General features: G+C 62.6%; 18 protein-coding genes and 1 pseudogene. 6 read left to right on the plus strand and 13 right to left on the minus strand.

The window, feature by feature from the left end; all coding sequences use genetic code 11:
- Nucleotides 1-58 precede the first annotated feature (58 nt).
- The 4 genes from EJ067_RS07910 to EJ067_RS07925 all read left to right on the plus strand — a co-directional run bounded on the left by EJ067_RS07910 (nucleotide 59) and on the right by EJ067_RS07925 (nucleotide 2,496).
- A complete protein-coding gene (locus tag EJ067_RS07910) occupies nucleotides 59-1,096 on the plus strand; it encodes an ATP-dependent DNA ligase (protein ID WP_126089533.1) in 1,038 nt (345 codons plus the stop codon).
- A gap of 103 nt (nucleotides 1,097-1,199) precedes the next feature.
- Complete coding sequence (locus EJ067_RS07915) at nucleotides 1,200-1,481, plus strand: hypothetical protein (protein ID WP_126085457.1); 282 nt, start codon at nucleotides 1,200-1,202, stop codon at nucleotides 1,479-1,481.
- 153 nt (nucleotides 1,482-1,634) lie between these two features.
- The gene (locus EJ067_RS07920; RefSeq protein ID WP_126085458.1) at nucleotides 1,635-2,000 is read left to right on the plus strand and encodes a metalloregulator ArsR/SmtB family transcription factor; all 366 of its coding nucleotides are present in this window, start codon (nucleotides 1,635-1,637) and stop codon (nucleotides 1,998-2,000) included.
- Nucleotides 1,978-2,496 (plus strand): SRPBCC family protein, encoded by a 519-nt coding sequence (locus EJ067_RS07925; protein ID WP_126085459.1) that lies wholly within the window; start codon nucleotides 1,978-1,980, stop codon nucleotides 2,494-2,496. The genes EJ067_RS07920 and EJ067_RS07925 overlap by 23 nt, the downstream gene beginning before the upstream one ends.
- A 225-nt stretch (nucleotides 2,497-2,721) precedes the next feature.
- On the opposite strand, the gene EJ067_RS35145 is transcribed toward EJ067_RS07925, so the two are convergent.
- The 13 genes from EJ067_RS35145 to EJ067_RS07985 form a co-directional block, all read right to left on the minus strand.
- Nucleotides 2,722-3,150, minus strand: coding sequence for a DUF1445 domain-containing protein (locus EJ067_RS35145; protein ID WP_245468205.1), 429 nt, complete (start codon nucleotides 3,148-3,150; stop codon nucleotides 2,722-2,724).
- Nucleotides 3,132-3,548: a hypothetical protein gene (locus EJ067_RS35150; protein ID WP_245468206.1), complete on the minus strand. Its 417-nt coding sequence runs from the start codon at nucleotides 3,546-3,548 to the stop codon at nucleotides 3,132-3,134. The genes EJ067_RS35145 and EJ067_RS35150 overlap by 19 nt, the downstream gene beginning before the upstream one ends.
- Before the next feature lie 167 nt (nucleotides 3,549-3,715).
- Nucleotides 3,716-4,453: a type III secretion system export apparatus subunit SctT gene (gene sctT, locus EJ067_RS07935; RefSeq protein WP_245468207.1), complete on the minus strand. Its 738-nt coding sequence runs from the start codon at nucleotides 4,451-4,453 to the stop codon at nucleotides 3,716-3,718.
- 87 nt (nucleotides 4,454-4,540) lie between these two features.
- Nucleotides 4,541-4,810, minus strand: a complete 270-nt coding sequence (locus tag EJ067_RS07940; RefSeq protein WP_126085461.1) for a flagellar biosynthetic protein FliQ — start codon at nucleotides 4,808-4,810, stop codon at nucleotides 4,541-4,543.
- 18 nt (nucleotides 4,811-4,828) lie between these two features.
- Complete coding sequence (gene sctR, locus EJ067_RS07945) at nucleotides 4,829-5,482, minus strand: type III secretion system export apparatus subunit SctR (RefSeq protein ID WP_126085462.1); 654 nt, start codon at nucleotides 5,480-5,482, stop codon at nucleotides 4,829-4,831.
- Nucleotides 5,475-6,455, minus strand: coding sequence for a type III secretion system cytoplasmic ring protein SctQ (gene sctQ / locus EJ067_RS07950; protein WP_189510468.1), 981 nt, complete (start codon nucleotides 6,453-6,455; stop codon nucleotides 5,475-5,477). Before sctQ ends, sctR begins: the two co-directional genes overlap by 8 nt.
- Nucleotides 6,456-6,607: 152 nt before the next feature.
- Nucleotides 6,608-7,096 (minus strand): hypothetical protein, encoded by a 489-nt coding sequence (locus EJ067_RS07955; RefSeq protein WP_126085464.1) that lies wholly within the window; start codon nucleotides 7,094-7,096, stop codon nucleotides 6,608-6,610.
- On the minus strand, nucleotides 7,083-8,441 hold the full coding sequence (locus tag EJ067_RS07960) for a FliI/YscN family ATPase (RefSeq protein WP_126085465.1): 1,359 nt from the start codon (nucleotides 8,439-8,441) through the stop codon (nucleotides 7,083-7,085). The genes EJ067_RS07955 and EJ067_RS07960 overlap by 14 nt, the downstream gene beginning before the upstream one ends.
- On the minus strand, nucleotides 8,438-9,058 hold the full coding sequence (gene sctL, locus EJ067_RS07965; protein WP_126085466.1) for a type III secretion system stator protein SctL: 621 nt from the start codon (nucleotides 9,056-9,058) through the stop codon (nucleotides 8,438-8,440). Before sctL ends, EJ067_RS07960 begins: the two co-directional genes overlap by 4 nt.
- On the minus strand, nucleotides 9,058-9,630 hold the full coding sequence (locus EJ067_RS07970) for a SctK family type III secretion system sorting platform protein (RefSeq protein ID WP_189510470.1): 573 nt from the start codon (nucleotides 9,628-9,630) through the stop codon (nucleotides 9,058-9,060). Before EJ067_RS07970 ends, sctL begins: the two co-directional genes overlap by 1 nt.
- 47 nt (nucleotides 9,631-9,677) lie before the next feature.
- Entirely contained in the window at nucleotides 9,678-10,424 is a 747-nt protein-coding gene (gene sctJ / locus EJ067_RS07975; protein WP_168247633.1) for a type III secretion inner membrane ring lipoprotein SctJ, read from the minus strand.
- Between the two features lie 100 nt (nucleotides 10,425-10,524).
- Nucleotides 10,525-11,145 carry a hypothetical protein gene (locus EJ067_RS07980; RefSeq protein WP_126085468.1) on the minus strand — a complete coding sequence of 207 codons (621 nt, stop codon included), beginning with the start codon at nucleotides 11,143-11,145 and terminating at the stop codon, nucleotides 10,525-10,527.
- Between the two features lie 16 nt (nucleotides 11,146-11,161).
- The gene (locus EJ067_RS07985; RefSeq protein WP_245468208.1) at nucleotides 11,162-11,809 is read right to left on the minus strand and encodes a type III secretion protein; all 648 of its coding nucleotides are present in this window, start codon (nucleotides 11,807-11,809) and stop codon (nucleotides 11,162-11,164) included.
- A gap of 233 nt (nucleotides 11,810-12,042) precedes the next feature.
- Here EJ067_RS07985 and EJ067_RS07990 point away from each other — a divergent pair, with 233 nt between their 5' ends.
- On the plus strand, nucleotides 12,043-12,765 hold the full coding sequence (locus tag EJ067_RS07990) for a L,D-transpeptidase (RefSeq protein ID WP_245468209.1): 723 nt from the start codon (nucleotides 12,043-12,045) through the stop codon (nucleotides 12,763-12,765).
- A 45-nt stretch (nucleotides 12,766-12,810) separates the two neighbouring features.
- Nucleotides 12,811-12,903 (plus strand): annotated as a pseudogene (locus EJ067_RS35155) (LysR family transcriptional regulator); the annotation flags it as partial.
- Nucleotides 12,904-12,953 lie beyond the last annotated feature (50 nt).

Genomic DNA, 12,953 nt, shown 5'->3' on the forward strand with positions numbered 1-12,953 from the left:
CCGTGCGACTCGTTCCTGTTGGCCGGAAACCACAGCTTTGGTCGAACGTTCAAGCGAGATGGAGACTTCCCGGATTTCCGCCCAAACTGCGTCGAACAACGAGTTTCCCCTTCCCCTGGACACGCAGCCGATGGAAGCGCGCGCCGCCGAGGCGCTGCCCGAGGATCGCGGTGCCTGGGCATACGAGCCGAAATGGGATGGCTTTCGTTGTCTCGCCTTCAAGGGCCATGATCCCGTCGACCTCAGGGCGAAGTCCGGCAAGCCGCTCGGCCGTTACTTCCCCGAGCTTAGAGCCATGCTGCGCGGTATCGATGCAAAGGATTTCGTCGTCGACGGCGAGATCGTAATCGAGATCGAGGGCCGCGCCTCCTTCGACGCGCTGCAGATGCGGCTGCACCCAGCCGAGAGCCGCATCCAAAAACTGAGCGTGAAGATGCCGGCGCAATTGATCCTGTTCGACATGCTCGTCGCGCCAGGCGGCAAGCTTTTGCTCGAAAACGCCCTGCAAGAGCGGCGGGCGGCAGTCGAGAATTTCGTGGCGAAAGCCAATACGGCTTCCTTGCGGCTCTCGCCATCCACCACCAGCCTCGCCACAGCCAGGCAGTGGCTGCAAGGCGCAGGTCAGGGCTCGACCGACGGGGTTGTCGCCAAGGCGCTGGGCGGATCCTACCGGCCGGGCGAGCGCGCGATGATCAAGGTCAAGCGGCTGCGCACAGCCGATTGCGTGGTCGGTGGATTCCGCTACTTGAACGGCAAGCCTCAGGTCGGGTCGTTACTGCTCGGGCTTTATAACGGCCAGGGCCAACTCGACCATGTCGGCTTCACCTCGACCATCGGCAATCAGGAGCGGGCGGGGCTCACCAAGAAGCTCGAGAACTTGCGCGGCGGGCTCGGCTTCACCGGCAAAGCGCCGGGCGGCCCGAGCCGCTGGAGCACCGAGCGCAGCGGAGAATGGGAGCCGATACAGCCGGAATTGGTCGTAGAGGTTCGTTTCGACCACGTCACCGGTGGCCGCTTCCGTCATGGAACAAAATTGGTGCGCTGGCGACCCGACAAGGCCCCGCGTCAATGCACATTCGAGCAGATCGAGCGTTGAGCCGCGTGCCGCGCCGGCAACCGCGGAACAACCGGTCACCCCAGCGGTTCTTCAATGGAGCGAACCGGACGCCGGTAAAAGGTTCACAAAATTGGAGAGCGATATGGACCCCCGCAACAAGCAGCGATCCAAACAGCAAGACGAGGCCGAGGCCCCGGCCATCGAGCAGCAGGACTGGGAGTCCTTTGAGGGCGACAGGGTGCTTCCCGACAGCGTGGTCGTGGAAGAAGGCATTCCCGACGCCAGGGAGACGGAAGGAACGCCCTCCGAAGAGGACGACGACAATCCCAGCCAGAACAGCGACGAGGCCTTGCCCGACGACGAGGAGGAGGAGGTTTTGTCGAAGGACCCCTCCAAGGAAGGCAGCCGGTTCGACGAGGTCTAGCCGATCACGCGCCTGCAGTCGGCTGGTTCAAGGTGCCGAGATTGCCGCGCGCCCGATGTTCATCGGCGCAGGACCTTCCCTTACAGACTGCGGCCGGCTGATTGCGGCTTCCCCCTTGCATGCCGCCAATCCGTGCGTTAAATACTGAACCACATGGTTCAGTATTTAACGGCCCGCCTCGACGCCTCGTTCGCCGCGCTCTCAGACGCCACCCGACGCGGCGTTCTGGAGCAGCTCGGGCGTGCAGACGCTTCGATCACGGAGCTTGCCGAGAAGTTCCACATGACCCTCACGGGCATGAAGAAGCACGTCGGGGTCCTGGAGCAGGCGGGGTTCGTCACCACGGAGAAGGTCGGGCGCGTGCGAACATGCAAGCTCGGCTTACGCGGATTGGAGGAAGAGGCGGCGTGGATCGAGGGGTACCGCCGGCTCTGGGACGCGCGGTTCGACGAATTGGACAAGGTTGTCGAGGAATTGAAACGGAAGGAGAAGGTCGATGGACGAAAGAAGAGATCGTGAGCCCACCCGCATGAACAATCGCACGACGGTCGTACGGAAGTCCGAGCGTGAGCTGATCATCACGCGGACCTTCAACGGCCCGGCGCGCGTCGTGTTCGCGGCGTGGACCAAGCCCGAGCTGTTCATACGGTGGTGGGCACCGAAGTCGACAGGCGTGCCCATGCTTTCCTGCGAAATGGATGTTCGGGTCGGAGGCAGGTACCGGGTCGAGTTTGGCCACGATGCTTCTGAACCTATGGCATTCGTGGGTAAGTACCTCGAGGTGATACCGAACTCGCGCCTCGTCTGGACAAATGAGGAAAGTGAGGACGGCGCCGTGACCACGGTGACCTTCGAGGAAAAAGGCGACAAAACGTTGCTGGTCCTGCACGAACTCTATCCCTCGAAGGAAGCTCTCGACGAAGCCATCGCCGGGATGGAAGGTGGGATGCCCGAGCAGTTCGAGCAGTTGGACGAGCTTCTCTTCATCCTGGGCGAAAGCGCGGGAGGGTCATGAAGCGCGTCAGATATCGAGAGGGGACGTTTCAAAACGGCGGCGAAAATTGCCGCCGCCGTGTGCCCCCTACTCCCAAATGATGGCAGCCTCCAGGATATGTCCGCCTAGAGCGTTTCAGCGATTCATAGAATCGCCGAACCGCTCTAAGTATTTGTTTTTACGCAATTCCGGACGGAAAACCGGTACACACTTTTCCTGGAATTGCTCTAAGGCTGGATGCCGGAGCTAGCAGACCTTGAAAGCTCCCGCGTCCGCTCGAGCATTCACGTCAGTGATCAACATATGCCCTGGCGATACCGAGATCGAGATCGCGAGTTCGGCACGGGCAAGCGCATCCTGAGCGGTCAGGCTGCTGGCCCAGAAGACGGGGACCTCGCCTTCCATGATTTCTACCGCTTCGCCCCAATCGGGCGCCATCAAATCTTCTATTCCGATGATCGCGGGGTCTCCGACATGGATTGGAGAGCCGTGGGCGTCCGGGAAGCGTGCCGTGAGGGCGCGTACCTTGTCGACATCGCAACATCTTATCGGGCGCATCGAAACGACCATTTCGCCACCAAAGGGACCGGCGCGACAAGTCTCGATTCCGGTTCGAAACTTGGGCAACGCCTTGCCGCTGGCAACGCTGCGGAGCGCTACGCCTTTTTCGACCATTGCCGCTTCGACGGTAAGCAAGCTGCCGAGCGCAAATGCCGCAAAGTCATCCCGCCACAGGTCGATGATATCCGTCCTGCGACCGGTGAGCTCACCATGACGATAGATGTTGTACTGGGGGCATCGGTACGGATGTCGATGTTGCCCAAAGTCGGGATCAGCGGGCTGCCGGCACGGCTTACCCCCACCAATGGACAGGCTTTAGGATTGCGCACGCAAAACTGATGGAAATCGCCAGCAAAGCGGCTGGGCACAATCACGACATTGGCTTGAAGCTTGCCGCTCGCAAGCCCTCCCGTATACCCTTCATAGGCGCCCATCCTAACCAGCCTGCGCAGCTTATCTGCATCGACCAGTCGCAAATTGTCATAGAACAATGAAGTGGTCAGGCGAGGCATGGCGTCCGAGAGTATGCACGTTTCACAGACACGTCGAAAGAGCGTAAGATCATCGGCGGGCCAGCCGGTTGTCAAATCGTCAGAATCTTTCCTCTTCGATAAATTGTATTTATTGGTTAGCCAGCGAATGCTCTACTATTAGCATTTTTGCATAAACATACTGACTCTCACTGACAGCTTAGGCAGCCGATCGCTTGTATCTGACGGCCTGCCTCGCGCAGGAAGCCGAGGTCGCGGTTCATGTACGAGAGGAGAAAAGCCGCGTAGAGGACAAAGACCAGGCTGAAGACCAGTGTCTTGACGACCAGCGAAAGCGCAAAAACATTGAGGTGCGGCGACGCCCGCGCCAGGAAGGCCAGCACAATATCGGACAAGAGCATGCTGATGACGAGCGGGAACACGAGGGTCAGCGCCATCACCAGAATGCGGTTCAGCAGGCCGAGGAAGATCCCGGCCGCGTCCTGGCTGAACAGGGGCAGAAGTCGGTCGATCGGCCAAAGGCCGTAGCTGTCGTAGAGGCTGGTCAGGGAAAGTTGCAGGCCACCGGCCGCGAGGTAGATCGTGACCATGATGACGGCGAGGAAGGTGCCGGTGGCACCGGTCTCATGGGTCATCATCGGATCGATCAGCGTCCCCATCGTGGAACCGCGCTGCAAATCCAGGATATCGCCCGCGGCCTCCGCCGCCCAGAACGGTATTCCCATCGCCAGGCCGAGCGTTACCCCGACCACGACCTCCTTGAGCATGTAGAGCACGACCATCGTCGTCTGGAGATCGGTGCTCGTCAGCTTGTGGACGATCATCGGTAAGATTGGAACCGCCAGCGCCAGCGCCACGCCGCTGCGCAGGAGGCCTGACAGCGGCACGCGCGAAAAGAGCGGCATCAGGAGCATGAACCCGGTCATTCGGGCGAGCGCGAAAGCGCCTGCCAGGAGATAGAACTGGAGCTCCTTGACCGAGGTGAAGAGCGGCTCAACCGGCATCCGCGTGCCTCAACGCGTGACGACGGGGAACTCGTCCAACGCCGTCGAGGCCTGCTGCGCGATCTGCTGGCCAAGCAGCGGACCGAACACCATGATGACCAACAGGATCACCACGAGCTTGATGGTCTGCGGCAGCGACTGGTCTTGGATCTGAGTCAGCGCCTGGGCAAGACCGACGAGGATGCCGACGGCCAGCGCCGCGATGATCGCCGGGCTCGATGCCAGCAACACCGTCAGAAGCGCGCCTTGGACCTTCGCCAGGATGAAGTCATTGCTCATGCAAAACCCCCAGCGGCGTCAGCCATAGCTCAGGATGAGGCCATGCATCAGCCGCGACCAGCCGTCTATGGCGACGAAGAGGAACAGTTTCAGCGGGATCGAAATAAGGACCGGCGAAACCATGATCATGCCGAGCGTCATGAGGACGTTCGCAACAACGATATCGATGATGAGGAATGGCAAATAAAGCAGGAAGCCGATTTCGAAGGCCCGGGTAAGTTCGGATGCGACGAAGGCAGGGACAAGGATCGACAGATCGTCGTCCTTGAGATTTTGCCGGGCCTGTTCCGGCCACAGGCGGTTCGTCCCGTCGAGAAAGAACTGCCGCTCCTGCGGCTGGGTGAATTTCATGAGGTGGCGCTGCAAGGGTTCCCTGACCAGTTGCGCCGCCCTGGCAAGGTCATCCGTCGTCTGGAACTGGACCTGCCCTTCCTGAAGCCGGCCCGACATTTCGCTCAGCAATGGCGTGGTGACATAGACCGTCAGCACGAGCGCAATGCCATAGAGCACCAGATTTGGCGGCATCTGCTGAACGCCGAGCGCATTGCGGATGAGAAACAGCACCACCGAAATCTTCAGGAAGCCTGTCATCGTGACGACCGCGAGCGGCAGCAACCCGACCACACCGACGGCGATCAGAATTCCAAGCAGGTTGGGCGAGTTATCAAACATTGTCGAACATACGGACGATCCGCACGCCCAGGCTTTCTCCGATCCGCACGATCTCGCCGCGACCGACACGCCTGCCGTTGGCGAGGATGTCGACCGTCGCCTCGGCTACATCGGCGAGCGCAACAATGGCGCCAGGCGCAAGCTGCCTCACCTCTCCAAGCGGCATCGCGGTGCGGCCGACCTCGAAGGCAAGCGCGACCGGCAGCTCGTCCAAAGTCGATTCTTCCAAGGTCTGCCCGGCTGGCGGCTGCGTGTTCTGGTTCATGGTCCACTCCCAATTCGATCCAGCGATGGCGGTCGGCGCGGCGAGCAATTGCGGGCCATCGGCTGTCAGGGCCACCGGCGCATAAAGGCGCTCGGCAATGACGAGCGCCGCCACGCGCCCCTCCTCCGCATCGCCGAAAAGCACCACATCGTCGACCTGCAGGCTTTGAAGCTCGCCAAGGGTGATCGCAAGCGGTCCGCGCCGTAGGCAGACCGGCAGCGGAAATTCAGCCGGGATCGGCGGTCTGGTCTTGTCCAGATCGTCGAGAAGGCGGCCGATCCGTACGGCAAGACCGACGTCATTCGCGGTCAAGACGCAGTCTATCGTCGCATCCACGCCGGTCAGGACAAAAGCGAAAGGAGTCTCGCCTGAGACGGCATTTCCCAGCGCGACCGAGGTGATCTCGATCCTCTCGTCCAGCTTGCCCTCGATCCATTCGAGATCGTCTTCGAATGCAGTCTCCAGCAGCAGTGCGGCATGCGCGGGCGCCAGCCGTTTCATATCGATCGTTCCGTCGATCCCGGCGAGACCTCGCTCGACAACTGAAAGCGGCAGGCGCAATTGCCCGACCGTATCGCCGGCGGTGAACCCAATCGCGCACTGCGGCTGGTCCGCAGAGTTGGGCGCCGGCCAGATGGCTGCGATCGCCACCGTTTTCCCTGCAATCGTGACCTGTGCGGCAGCGCGGCGACGGTAGAAGGCGTTCACCGCTCCGACATCCGCGGGCGCCACAGTTTGCAACGTCAGGCGTGCTCCTCCGCCCGAGCCTGCGGCGGCCCGTTTCGCCGGTTTCAGCCGCGCTTTCCTTTTCGCCGGAGCGAAGTCTTGAGGCATCACATCCATGTCGATCACGAATTGGGCTATTGTTCCGCGGGCGGGCGCGGTTGGCCGCGCTCCTCTTCCTCGGAAAGCTCGGCGAGGGCCAAGCGACGACGCGCGTTGCGCTTGGCCAGTTGCTCCGACAGCCTGTCCACCTTGGTCACCGCCTTCATGCTCGCGCGGTGATCATTGCGGGCCATCGACAGTTCCGCCTGGCGTTGCTGCTCGGCGAGCGCTGCCATCTTCGCGGTTTCCCGCAACTGCTCGGTTTTTCTCGCAGCGCCCTCGAACCGCCCCTGAAGCCGGCGGAGCCTGGCGGCCTTTACCGGCTGTCCAACGAGCGCCCCGAAGGCGGTATCTTCGGCGTCGACCGTGCGCTCGAGATGATCCGTCACCGCGACGGCGGCTTCCTGGCCTTGCCATGCCGCCCGTTGCGCAGCCGCGTGCCTTCTGACCACATCTTCCCTGGCGCGCTCTTCACGGCGACTTCTGAGGTCGCGCAACCGGGCGATCATGTCACGCTCCTTCATCGACGATCTCCCGCATCAATTGCCGAGTCCTCTCGATGCTTTCGTGCGTGGCGGACGGCTGACGCAGGAAGGCGGTGATGGCGTCGATCTTGGCCATCGCCTCGTCCGCCACGGCATCGCTACCTTTTTCGTACTCGCCGACACGCAAGAGAAGTTCGATGTCGGCGTAGCGGGCGAGCAATTCGCGCAGGTGGCCGGCGTCGGTCCGATGTGTCGACGGCACGACGGCATCCATCAGGCGGCTCCTGCTGCGCAGGACGTCGATGGCAGGAAAATGGTTGCGTTGCGCAAGTTCGCTCGACAGGAAGACATGGCCATCGAGCAGCGCCTGGATTTCCTCGGCGACCGGATCCAGCGTTCCGTCGCCTTCCAGAAGGACGCTGTAGAGGCTTGTGATGGACCCGATGCGGCCGGGCCCCGAGCGCTCGAGCAGGCGCGGCAGGACCGCGAACAGCGAAGACGGAAAACCTCTTCGCGTCGGCGGCTCACCCGAGGCCAGGCCAATTTCACGCTGCGCTCGGGCGAACCGCGTTATGTTGTCCATCGCAAGCAACACATGCTTGCCCTGGTCGCGAAAAAATTCAGCGATGCTGGTCGCCACATAAGCGGCCTTGACGCGCTCGATGGCGGGCCGGTCCGACGTCGCGACGACGACGACCGCCCGCTCCCGACCTTCCGGTCCAAGCTGGTGTTCGACGAATTCGCGCACCTCGCGCCCGCGTTCGCCGACGAGGGCGACTACCGCAACATCGGCGTCGGTGCCGCTGACGATATCGGAGAGCAGGATCGACTTGCCGACGCCGGGTTCGCCGAATATGCCGACGCGCTGCCCGCGCGCGCAGGTGAGCAGCCCGTCGAGGGCGCGGATGCCAAGCTGGATCGGCTCGGAAATCAAACTGCGCTCCAGCGGAGACGGCGGATAGGCATTGACCGGATAGCTGCCGACAATGCCGTCCGGCGAAAGCGGCCTGCCATCCAAAGGCTCGCCGAACGCGCTGATCACGCGGCCCAGAAGGCCGGGTCCGACGGCTACCAGCTGATCCTTTCCGGTCGCGACGACCTCAGTCAGGCTTGAAAGGCCGGTCAGATCGCCCAACGGAACAAGGATCGCCATCTCATCCATGAGCCCGACGACTTCCGCCTTGGTCGTCCTGCCGGCCTTGGGGTCGACCAGCTCACATATCTCCCCGATCCGGGCTTCTTCCACGGTCGCATGAATGACCGTGCCGACCACCCGCCGCACGCGGCCTTTCCGGGGGCGGCTGGCATCGTCGCGCAGGCCGGAACGGAGGTTCGGAATGATGGCCGCCAGACGACCTTCGATATCGATGGCTGGACCTGTCATGCCGGCGCCTCGCCCTTTGACGAGATTGCCGCGGCGATGGCATCGAGCTGGGCGTCGATGCTGGCGTCAATGACGGCGACATCCGTCGAAAGGATGCAAGCGGCCGGCGCCAGCGCATCGTCCGTGTCGATTTCGACCGTCATGCCCAGATCGCTCTTGCGCAACACCGCGTCCAGCTCTTCGCGAGCCCTTTCCACGGAAGCGGGATGGACCCGGATCTTCAGATATTTGGCTCGGCGAATTTCGGTCACGGCCTGTCTTGCGGCCCTTGCCACAAGCGTGCCGACGTCGAATTCCCCCAGAATTCGCCTGACGACCTCGAGGGCGAGACTGGTGACTTCGGCTTCCAGCCCACCGAGATAGCGATCGACCTTGACAGCTGTTTCGCTTAGCAGCCGGCTGGCATCCGCATCGCCTTGCGCCTTGCCGTCCTCGTAACCCTGCGCATATTCGGCAGCATAGGCATGCCGGGCGGCGTCGCGCATCTGCTGGGCATCACGCCGTGCGCCATCGAGAAATGCATAGCCATCCTGCCAGGCGCGCGCCTCGGCGGCGCGCAGGATGCGGGCGTAGGGCCGCCTTGGCGTATCGGTGGTCGCGGGGCCGGGTTCGACCATCACGCCAGCTCCATCGCGCGCCGGACGATCGCCGGACCGCACTCTACGAAAGGCTTGGCCGTCCGGTCGATGAGTTCGTGCGGCATGAGCTTGAGGCGAACGCGCGTGCCGGTTTCGCCAGACATCGCCTGGCACCACCCGCCAAGGCAGCTCACGCCGTCGGCATAGATGCGACTGCGGATATCTTCCAAGGGCTCCAACGGCCGCACTGGACCGGCCAGGTCGCGGTTGGCGACGGCGAAGGTACAGAGATCGGCGCCGAGCGCCGCCTGCAGCGCATCGGCCTCGCGTCCGTCAATGACGGCGGCAAGACTGCCCGCCCAGTAGATTGCTCCCGAGCGAAGAGCGAGCTCCTCCAGCTCCTCGCCCGACGACAGGGCGATCGCCCGATCCACTTCGTCGGACGGTTCATCGGCTGCATATGAGAGCCGGTAGTGCTCCAGCAGAAGCTTCGACAACCGCTCATGCAGGCGTTGCGACTGCAGCATGCGTTGGCAAGCAGCCTCGCTGATCATGCCGTCAAAACACTCCGCCAGCCGAGCCGCGTCCGCATAGGATGCGGGCCCGGACATGAATGCCTGCCACTGCGGGCTGGCGGCTTGCTCCGAGCGGGCCCGGGTCATGTCTTCTTCACAGGTATTGCGGAAGCGTCGAGGGCGTAGACACCGGGCCGTCGGTACCACTGCAGGTACGCCAACCGGGCGGCCAGCGCGAGTATCGCCGCCGCCATGCCGTAGAACAGCCACATCGCGGCCGCCACGCTGTCAGGATGCAGCCAGAGACCGAGGAAGGTCGTGAAGCCGGCCTCGGAGTCCGGTTCCGGGGCTGTCGCGGCAACCGGAATGAGCGTGACCGAGACGTTGTCGTAGGTCAGTCCGGCGATGCCCTTGGCCACCAGCATCTTGACCTGCGGGATCAGGTCATTCATCGGCACGGATGCGCGATGCCGGATGAACACGGAGGCGGACGACGGCACCAGTTGCTGTCTCAGCGGGTCGTTCTCGGGCAGGACAAGATGAACGCGCGCCGAAAGCACGCCGTCGATCTCCGAGATTGTCTGCGAAAGCTCCTGGCTCAGGCCATAGATCATCGTTGCCCGTTCTTCCACCGGCGAAGACACAAGCCCGTCCCTCTTGAACACCTCACCCAGCGTCTGGAATTCCTGTTTGGGCAAGCCGCTTTCGTCGAGAATGGCCATGGCTTCGGCGAAACGGCCCTTCTGCACCGAAACCGTCATCTTGCCGTCCTTGCCGGCTTCGCGTTGTGCCGGAATCCCGTGACGCATCAGAGTAGCCACGATCTCGTTGGCCTGCCGCTGATTGAGGTTGGAATAGAGCTCCACCGAACAGGCCTGGAGCAAAAGCATGGCCACGAGAACAAGCGCGACGCGGCACCCCGCGACACATCGACTGAACAGCGCCGACCGCCGCGGCAGGACCAATTCGGGCACGAGCACTTCGCAGCGCCTATTGTTGCTTGATCAGCGTGCTGGTGGACGACGTCACGGCCTTCACGCTGCTCGTCACGAGCTCGAGATTGGCTGCCGCCCACATCACCGAAATGGATCGTTCGAGCAGCTGCTCGGCATTCTTTGCCGGTGCATTTTCCGCTTCCTTGCTTGACGGCGCGGCATCCTGCGTGGCGGCCGTTTCGGCGTTTGCCGGCGTATTCGCCTTGCCGAGGGCCTTTTGGACCTGCTGCATGGTTCCTTCCAGCGATTGGACGACAGACCCCAACAGGGCCGAGGGATTCGTGACCGCTCCTCCTCCAGCCTTCTCCACCTCGGCCAGATAGTCGAAGAGTTGGCGTTCGACGATCGGCCCGGCCCTTTCCGACTTGGAAGACTGTCCGGCCATTGCCGGATTGGCTCCGGACGACGCCTGCGCCACCTGCTGGCCCGCGCGTGCAGCGACATCGCCGCGCTCTGGCGCGTTGAGCTGCGCGGCATCGTGCTTTTCCTGCTTGGTGCCTACCATCCGGTTGCCCGGTTGCGCCGCCGCGCCGGCGTTGATCTGCTGTTGCGAGCCTACGCCGGTGGTCAAGCTTGCCAGCGTCGCCTCCAAGGCTCCAATCGGCGCGATCTGCATGAACCTGCCTCCTGTTTCAGTTCGGTTTGACGGGCACATTCTGTATCTCCGCCGGCTTGCTGCCGCGGAAAACGCGGATCGAAACGACCTTGCCGGGCTCCTGCTTCGTGCTCGATGCGGGAACGCCAAGTGTCTTCCGGACGAGTTCCACATAGGACGGCGGCCCCGATACCGAGACGACGTCGTCCTCTTTGGAAACCTTGACCGGAAACTTCGGATCGATGACGCCCAGCCGCGAAAGCCGATCTTGCGCGCCGGCGGCCGTGTTGGCATCGAGCGGGATCAGCGCGGTCTGGACCTCCGTTTCGGTGGCGACGTTCATGACGATACCGTCGAAATGCCAGACCAGGCCGTATCGATTGCAAATCTCTTCCAGAAACTCGCGCGCCGTGCCAACCGGCATGCCGGCGCTCAAACGTCCCTTTACGAGCTTGCTGACACGCATCGGCACCCGCATGTTGCGGCCGAGCTCGACCAGCGCATCCGTCACCGACTGATCGATGGTGATGTATTTGTAAGGACCCGCGGGCCAGCGCGGCTCGGCGGCATCCGCCCGCGACGCAGCAAGGCCGAACATCAGCATGACCGCGAGGCCGCCGGCCACGAAGGCAGCGCTGGCTTTCGACAACCGGTGCGCTTGGCAGATACCGCGTGCCGTCAACATTGGTCCTATCGCTGGGGAGCGGAGCGATAGCCCGCGTCGCCCGTCTCCTGGTTTACCCGCCGCGTTCATCCTATCGCGCGCGTTGCCAAATTGGAAGTCCAATTGGACTGCCAAGGCATACTTGGTTCCAAATGTTGCGAATGGCGAGCAAAGCGATATGGTGCGCATGGAATCAGGCAGAAGCGGTTGGTGGTTGCCGGTTTCCTGCTCGAATTTGAAAGGGATCGGCCCCTGTGGCAGCACGCAAGAACCTGCTCTCGAGCTTGAAAGCTCCTGCGGGCAGTCAAGGGCGCTGGATCCTGATCGACCCGCGTCTCGTCAGGGGCTTGGGTGAGTCGGTTCTGGTTGCCGCCACGTTGACCGCCGCCATGTCGCCGGCGCAGGGTCAGTCGAACAGCGGCTACGACCCGCGAAGCTGGAGCTACGATCAAGCCCGAAATGTGCTGATCTCGCCATCCGCTCCCGACAAGGCCGCTGGTGGAGAAACGCGGCCGGCATGGTCGGCAATCCCCAGGGAGGTCGTCGATTTCGGCGAGGTTCACCCGAAGGGATCAATCGTGATCAACACCACGGAGCGACGCCTCTATTACATATTGGGGAACGGCAAGGCGCTGCGATATGCGGTGGGCGTCGGCAAGGAGGGACTCGAGTGGTCGGGTCGCGACACGATTTCGAGCAAGAAGGACTGGCCGGAGTGGCGGCCGCCGGCCGAAATGCGATCCAGGGAAGCATCGAAAGGCCGCTTCCTGCCCGTTCGGGTCGCGGGCGGCCCCAACAACCCGTTGGGCGCGCGCGCCCTGTACATCGGCAATACGCTTTATCGCGTCCACGGCACCAATCAGCCATGGACCGTCGGACAGGCCAACTCCTCCGGTTGCATTCGAATGACCAACGAAGACGTTATCGACCTATATGACCGAGTGAAGATCGGCGCCCAGATTATTGTCCGGCATTGAATCGTGATCCCTTTCAACATCAAGCAGCTCGAAACCTTCCTCCTGGTGGCGACTTTCGGAAGCTTCCGAAAGGCGGCTGAACGCCTGAACACGACACAGCCCGCTGTCTCGACCCGAATCGCCGGTCTGGAAGAAGCGCTTGGCGCCAAGCTGTTCGAGAGGCAGCGCAGCATCGTAAGGCTGACCGC

Origin of the sequence: Mesorhizobium sp. M1D.F.Ca.ET.043.01.1.1 (assembly GCF_003952385.1) — a bacterium.
Lineage (GTDB): Bacteria > Pseudomonadota > Alphaproteobacteria > Rhizobiales > Rhizobiaceae > Mesorhizobium.

Excerpts from the sequence above, each read along its gene's own strand:
- EJ067_RS07910 (WP_126089533.1), top strand. The coding sequence starts at position 59 with ATGGAGACTTCCCGGATTTCCGCCCAAACTGCGTCGAACAACGAGTTT.
- EJ067_RS07915 (WP_126085457.1), top strand. The coding sequence starts at position 1,200 with ATGGACCCCCGCAACAAGCAGCGATCCAAACAGCAAGACGAGGCCGAG.
- EJ067_RS07920 (WP_126085458.1), top strand. The coding sequence starts at position 1,635 with ATGGTTCAGTATTTAACGGCCCGCCTCGACGCCTCGTTCGCCGCGCTC.
- EJ067_RS07925 (WP_126085459.1), top strand. The coding sequence starts at position 1,978 with ATGGACGAAAGAAGAGATCGTGAGCCCACCCGCATGAACAATCGCACG.
- EJ067_RS35145 (WP_245468205.1), bottom strand. The coding sequence starts at position 3,150 with ATGGTCGAAAAAGGCGTAGCGCTCCGCAGCGTTGCCAGCGGCAAGGCG.
- EJ067_RS35150 (WP_245468206.1), bottom strand. The coding sequence starts at position 3,548 with ATGCCTCGCCTGACCACTTCATTGTTCTATGACAATTTGCGACTGGTC.
- sctT (WP_245468207.1), bottom strand. The coding sequence starts at position 4,453 with ATGACCGGGTTCATGCTCCTGATGCCGCTCTTTTCGCGCGTGCCGCTG.
- EJ067_RS07940 (WP_126085461.1), bottom strand. The coding sequence starts at position 4,810 with ATGAGCAATGACTTCATCCTGGCGAAGGTCCAAGGCGCGCTTCTGACG.
- sctR (WP_126085462.1), bottom strand. The coding sequence starts at position 5,482 with ATGTTTGATAACTCGCCCAACCTGCTTGGAATTCTGATCGCCGTCGGT.
- EJ067_RS07955 (WP_126085464.1), bottom strand. The coding sequence starts at position 7,096 with ATGAAGGAGCGTGACATGATCGCCCGGTTGCGCGACCTCAGAAGTCGC.
- EJ067_RS07960 (WP_126085465.1), bottom strand. The coding sequence starts at position 8,441 with ATGACAGGTCCAGCCATCGATATCGAAGGTCGTCTGGCGGCCATCATT.
- sctL (WP_126085466.1), bottom strand. The coding sequence starts at position 9,058 with ATGGTCGAACCCGGCCCCGCGACCACCGATACGCCAAGGCGGCCCTAC.
- EJ067_RS07970 (WP_189510470.1), bottom strand. The coding sequence starts at position 9,630 with ATGTCCGGGCCCGCATCCTATGCGGACGCGGCTCGGCTGGCGGAGTGT.
- sctJ (WP_168247633.1), bottom strand. The coding sequence starts at position 10,424 with ATGCTTTTGCTCCAGGCCTGTTCGGTGGAGCTCTATTCCAACCTCAAT.
- EJ067_RS07980 (WP_126085468.1), bottom strand. The coding sequence starts at position 11,145 with ATGCAGATCGCGCCGATTGGAGCCTTGGAGGCGACGCTGGCAAGCTTG.
- EJ067_RS07985 (WP_245468208.1), bottom strand. The coding sequence starts at position 11,809 with ATGTTGACGGCACGCGGTATCTGCCAAGCGCACCGGTTGTCGAAAGCC.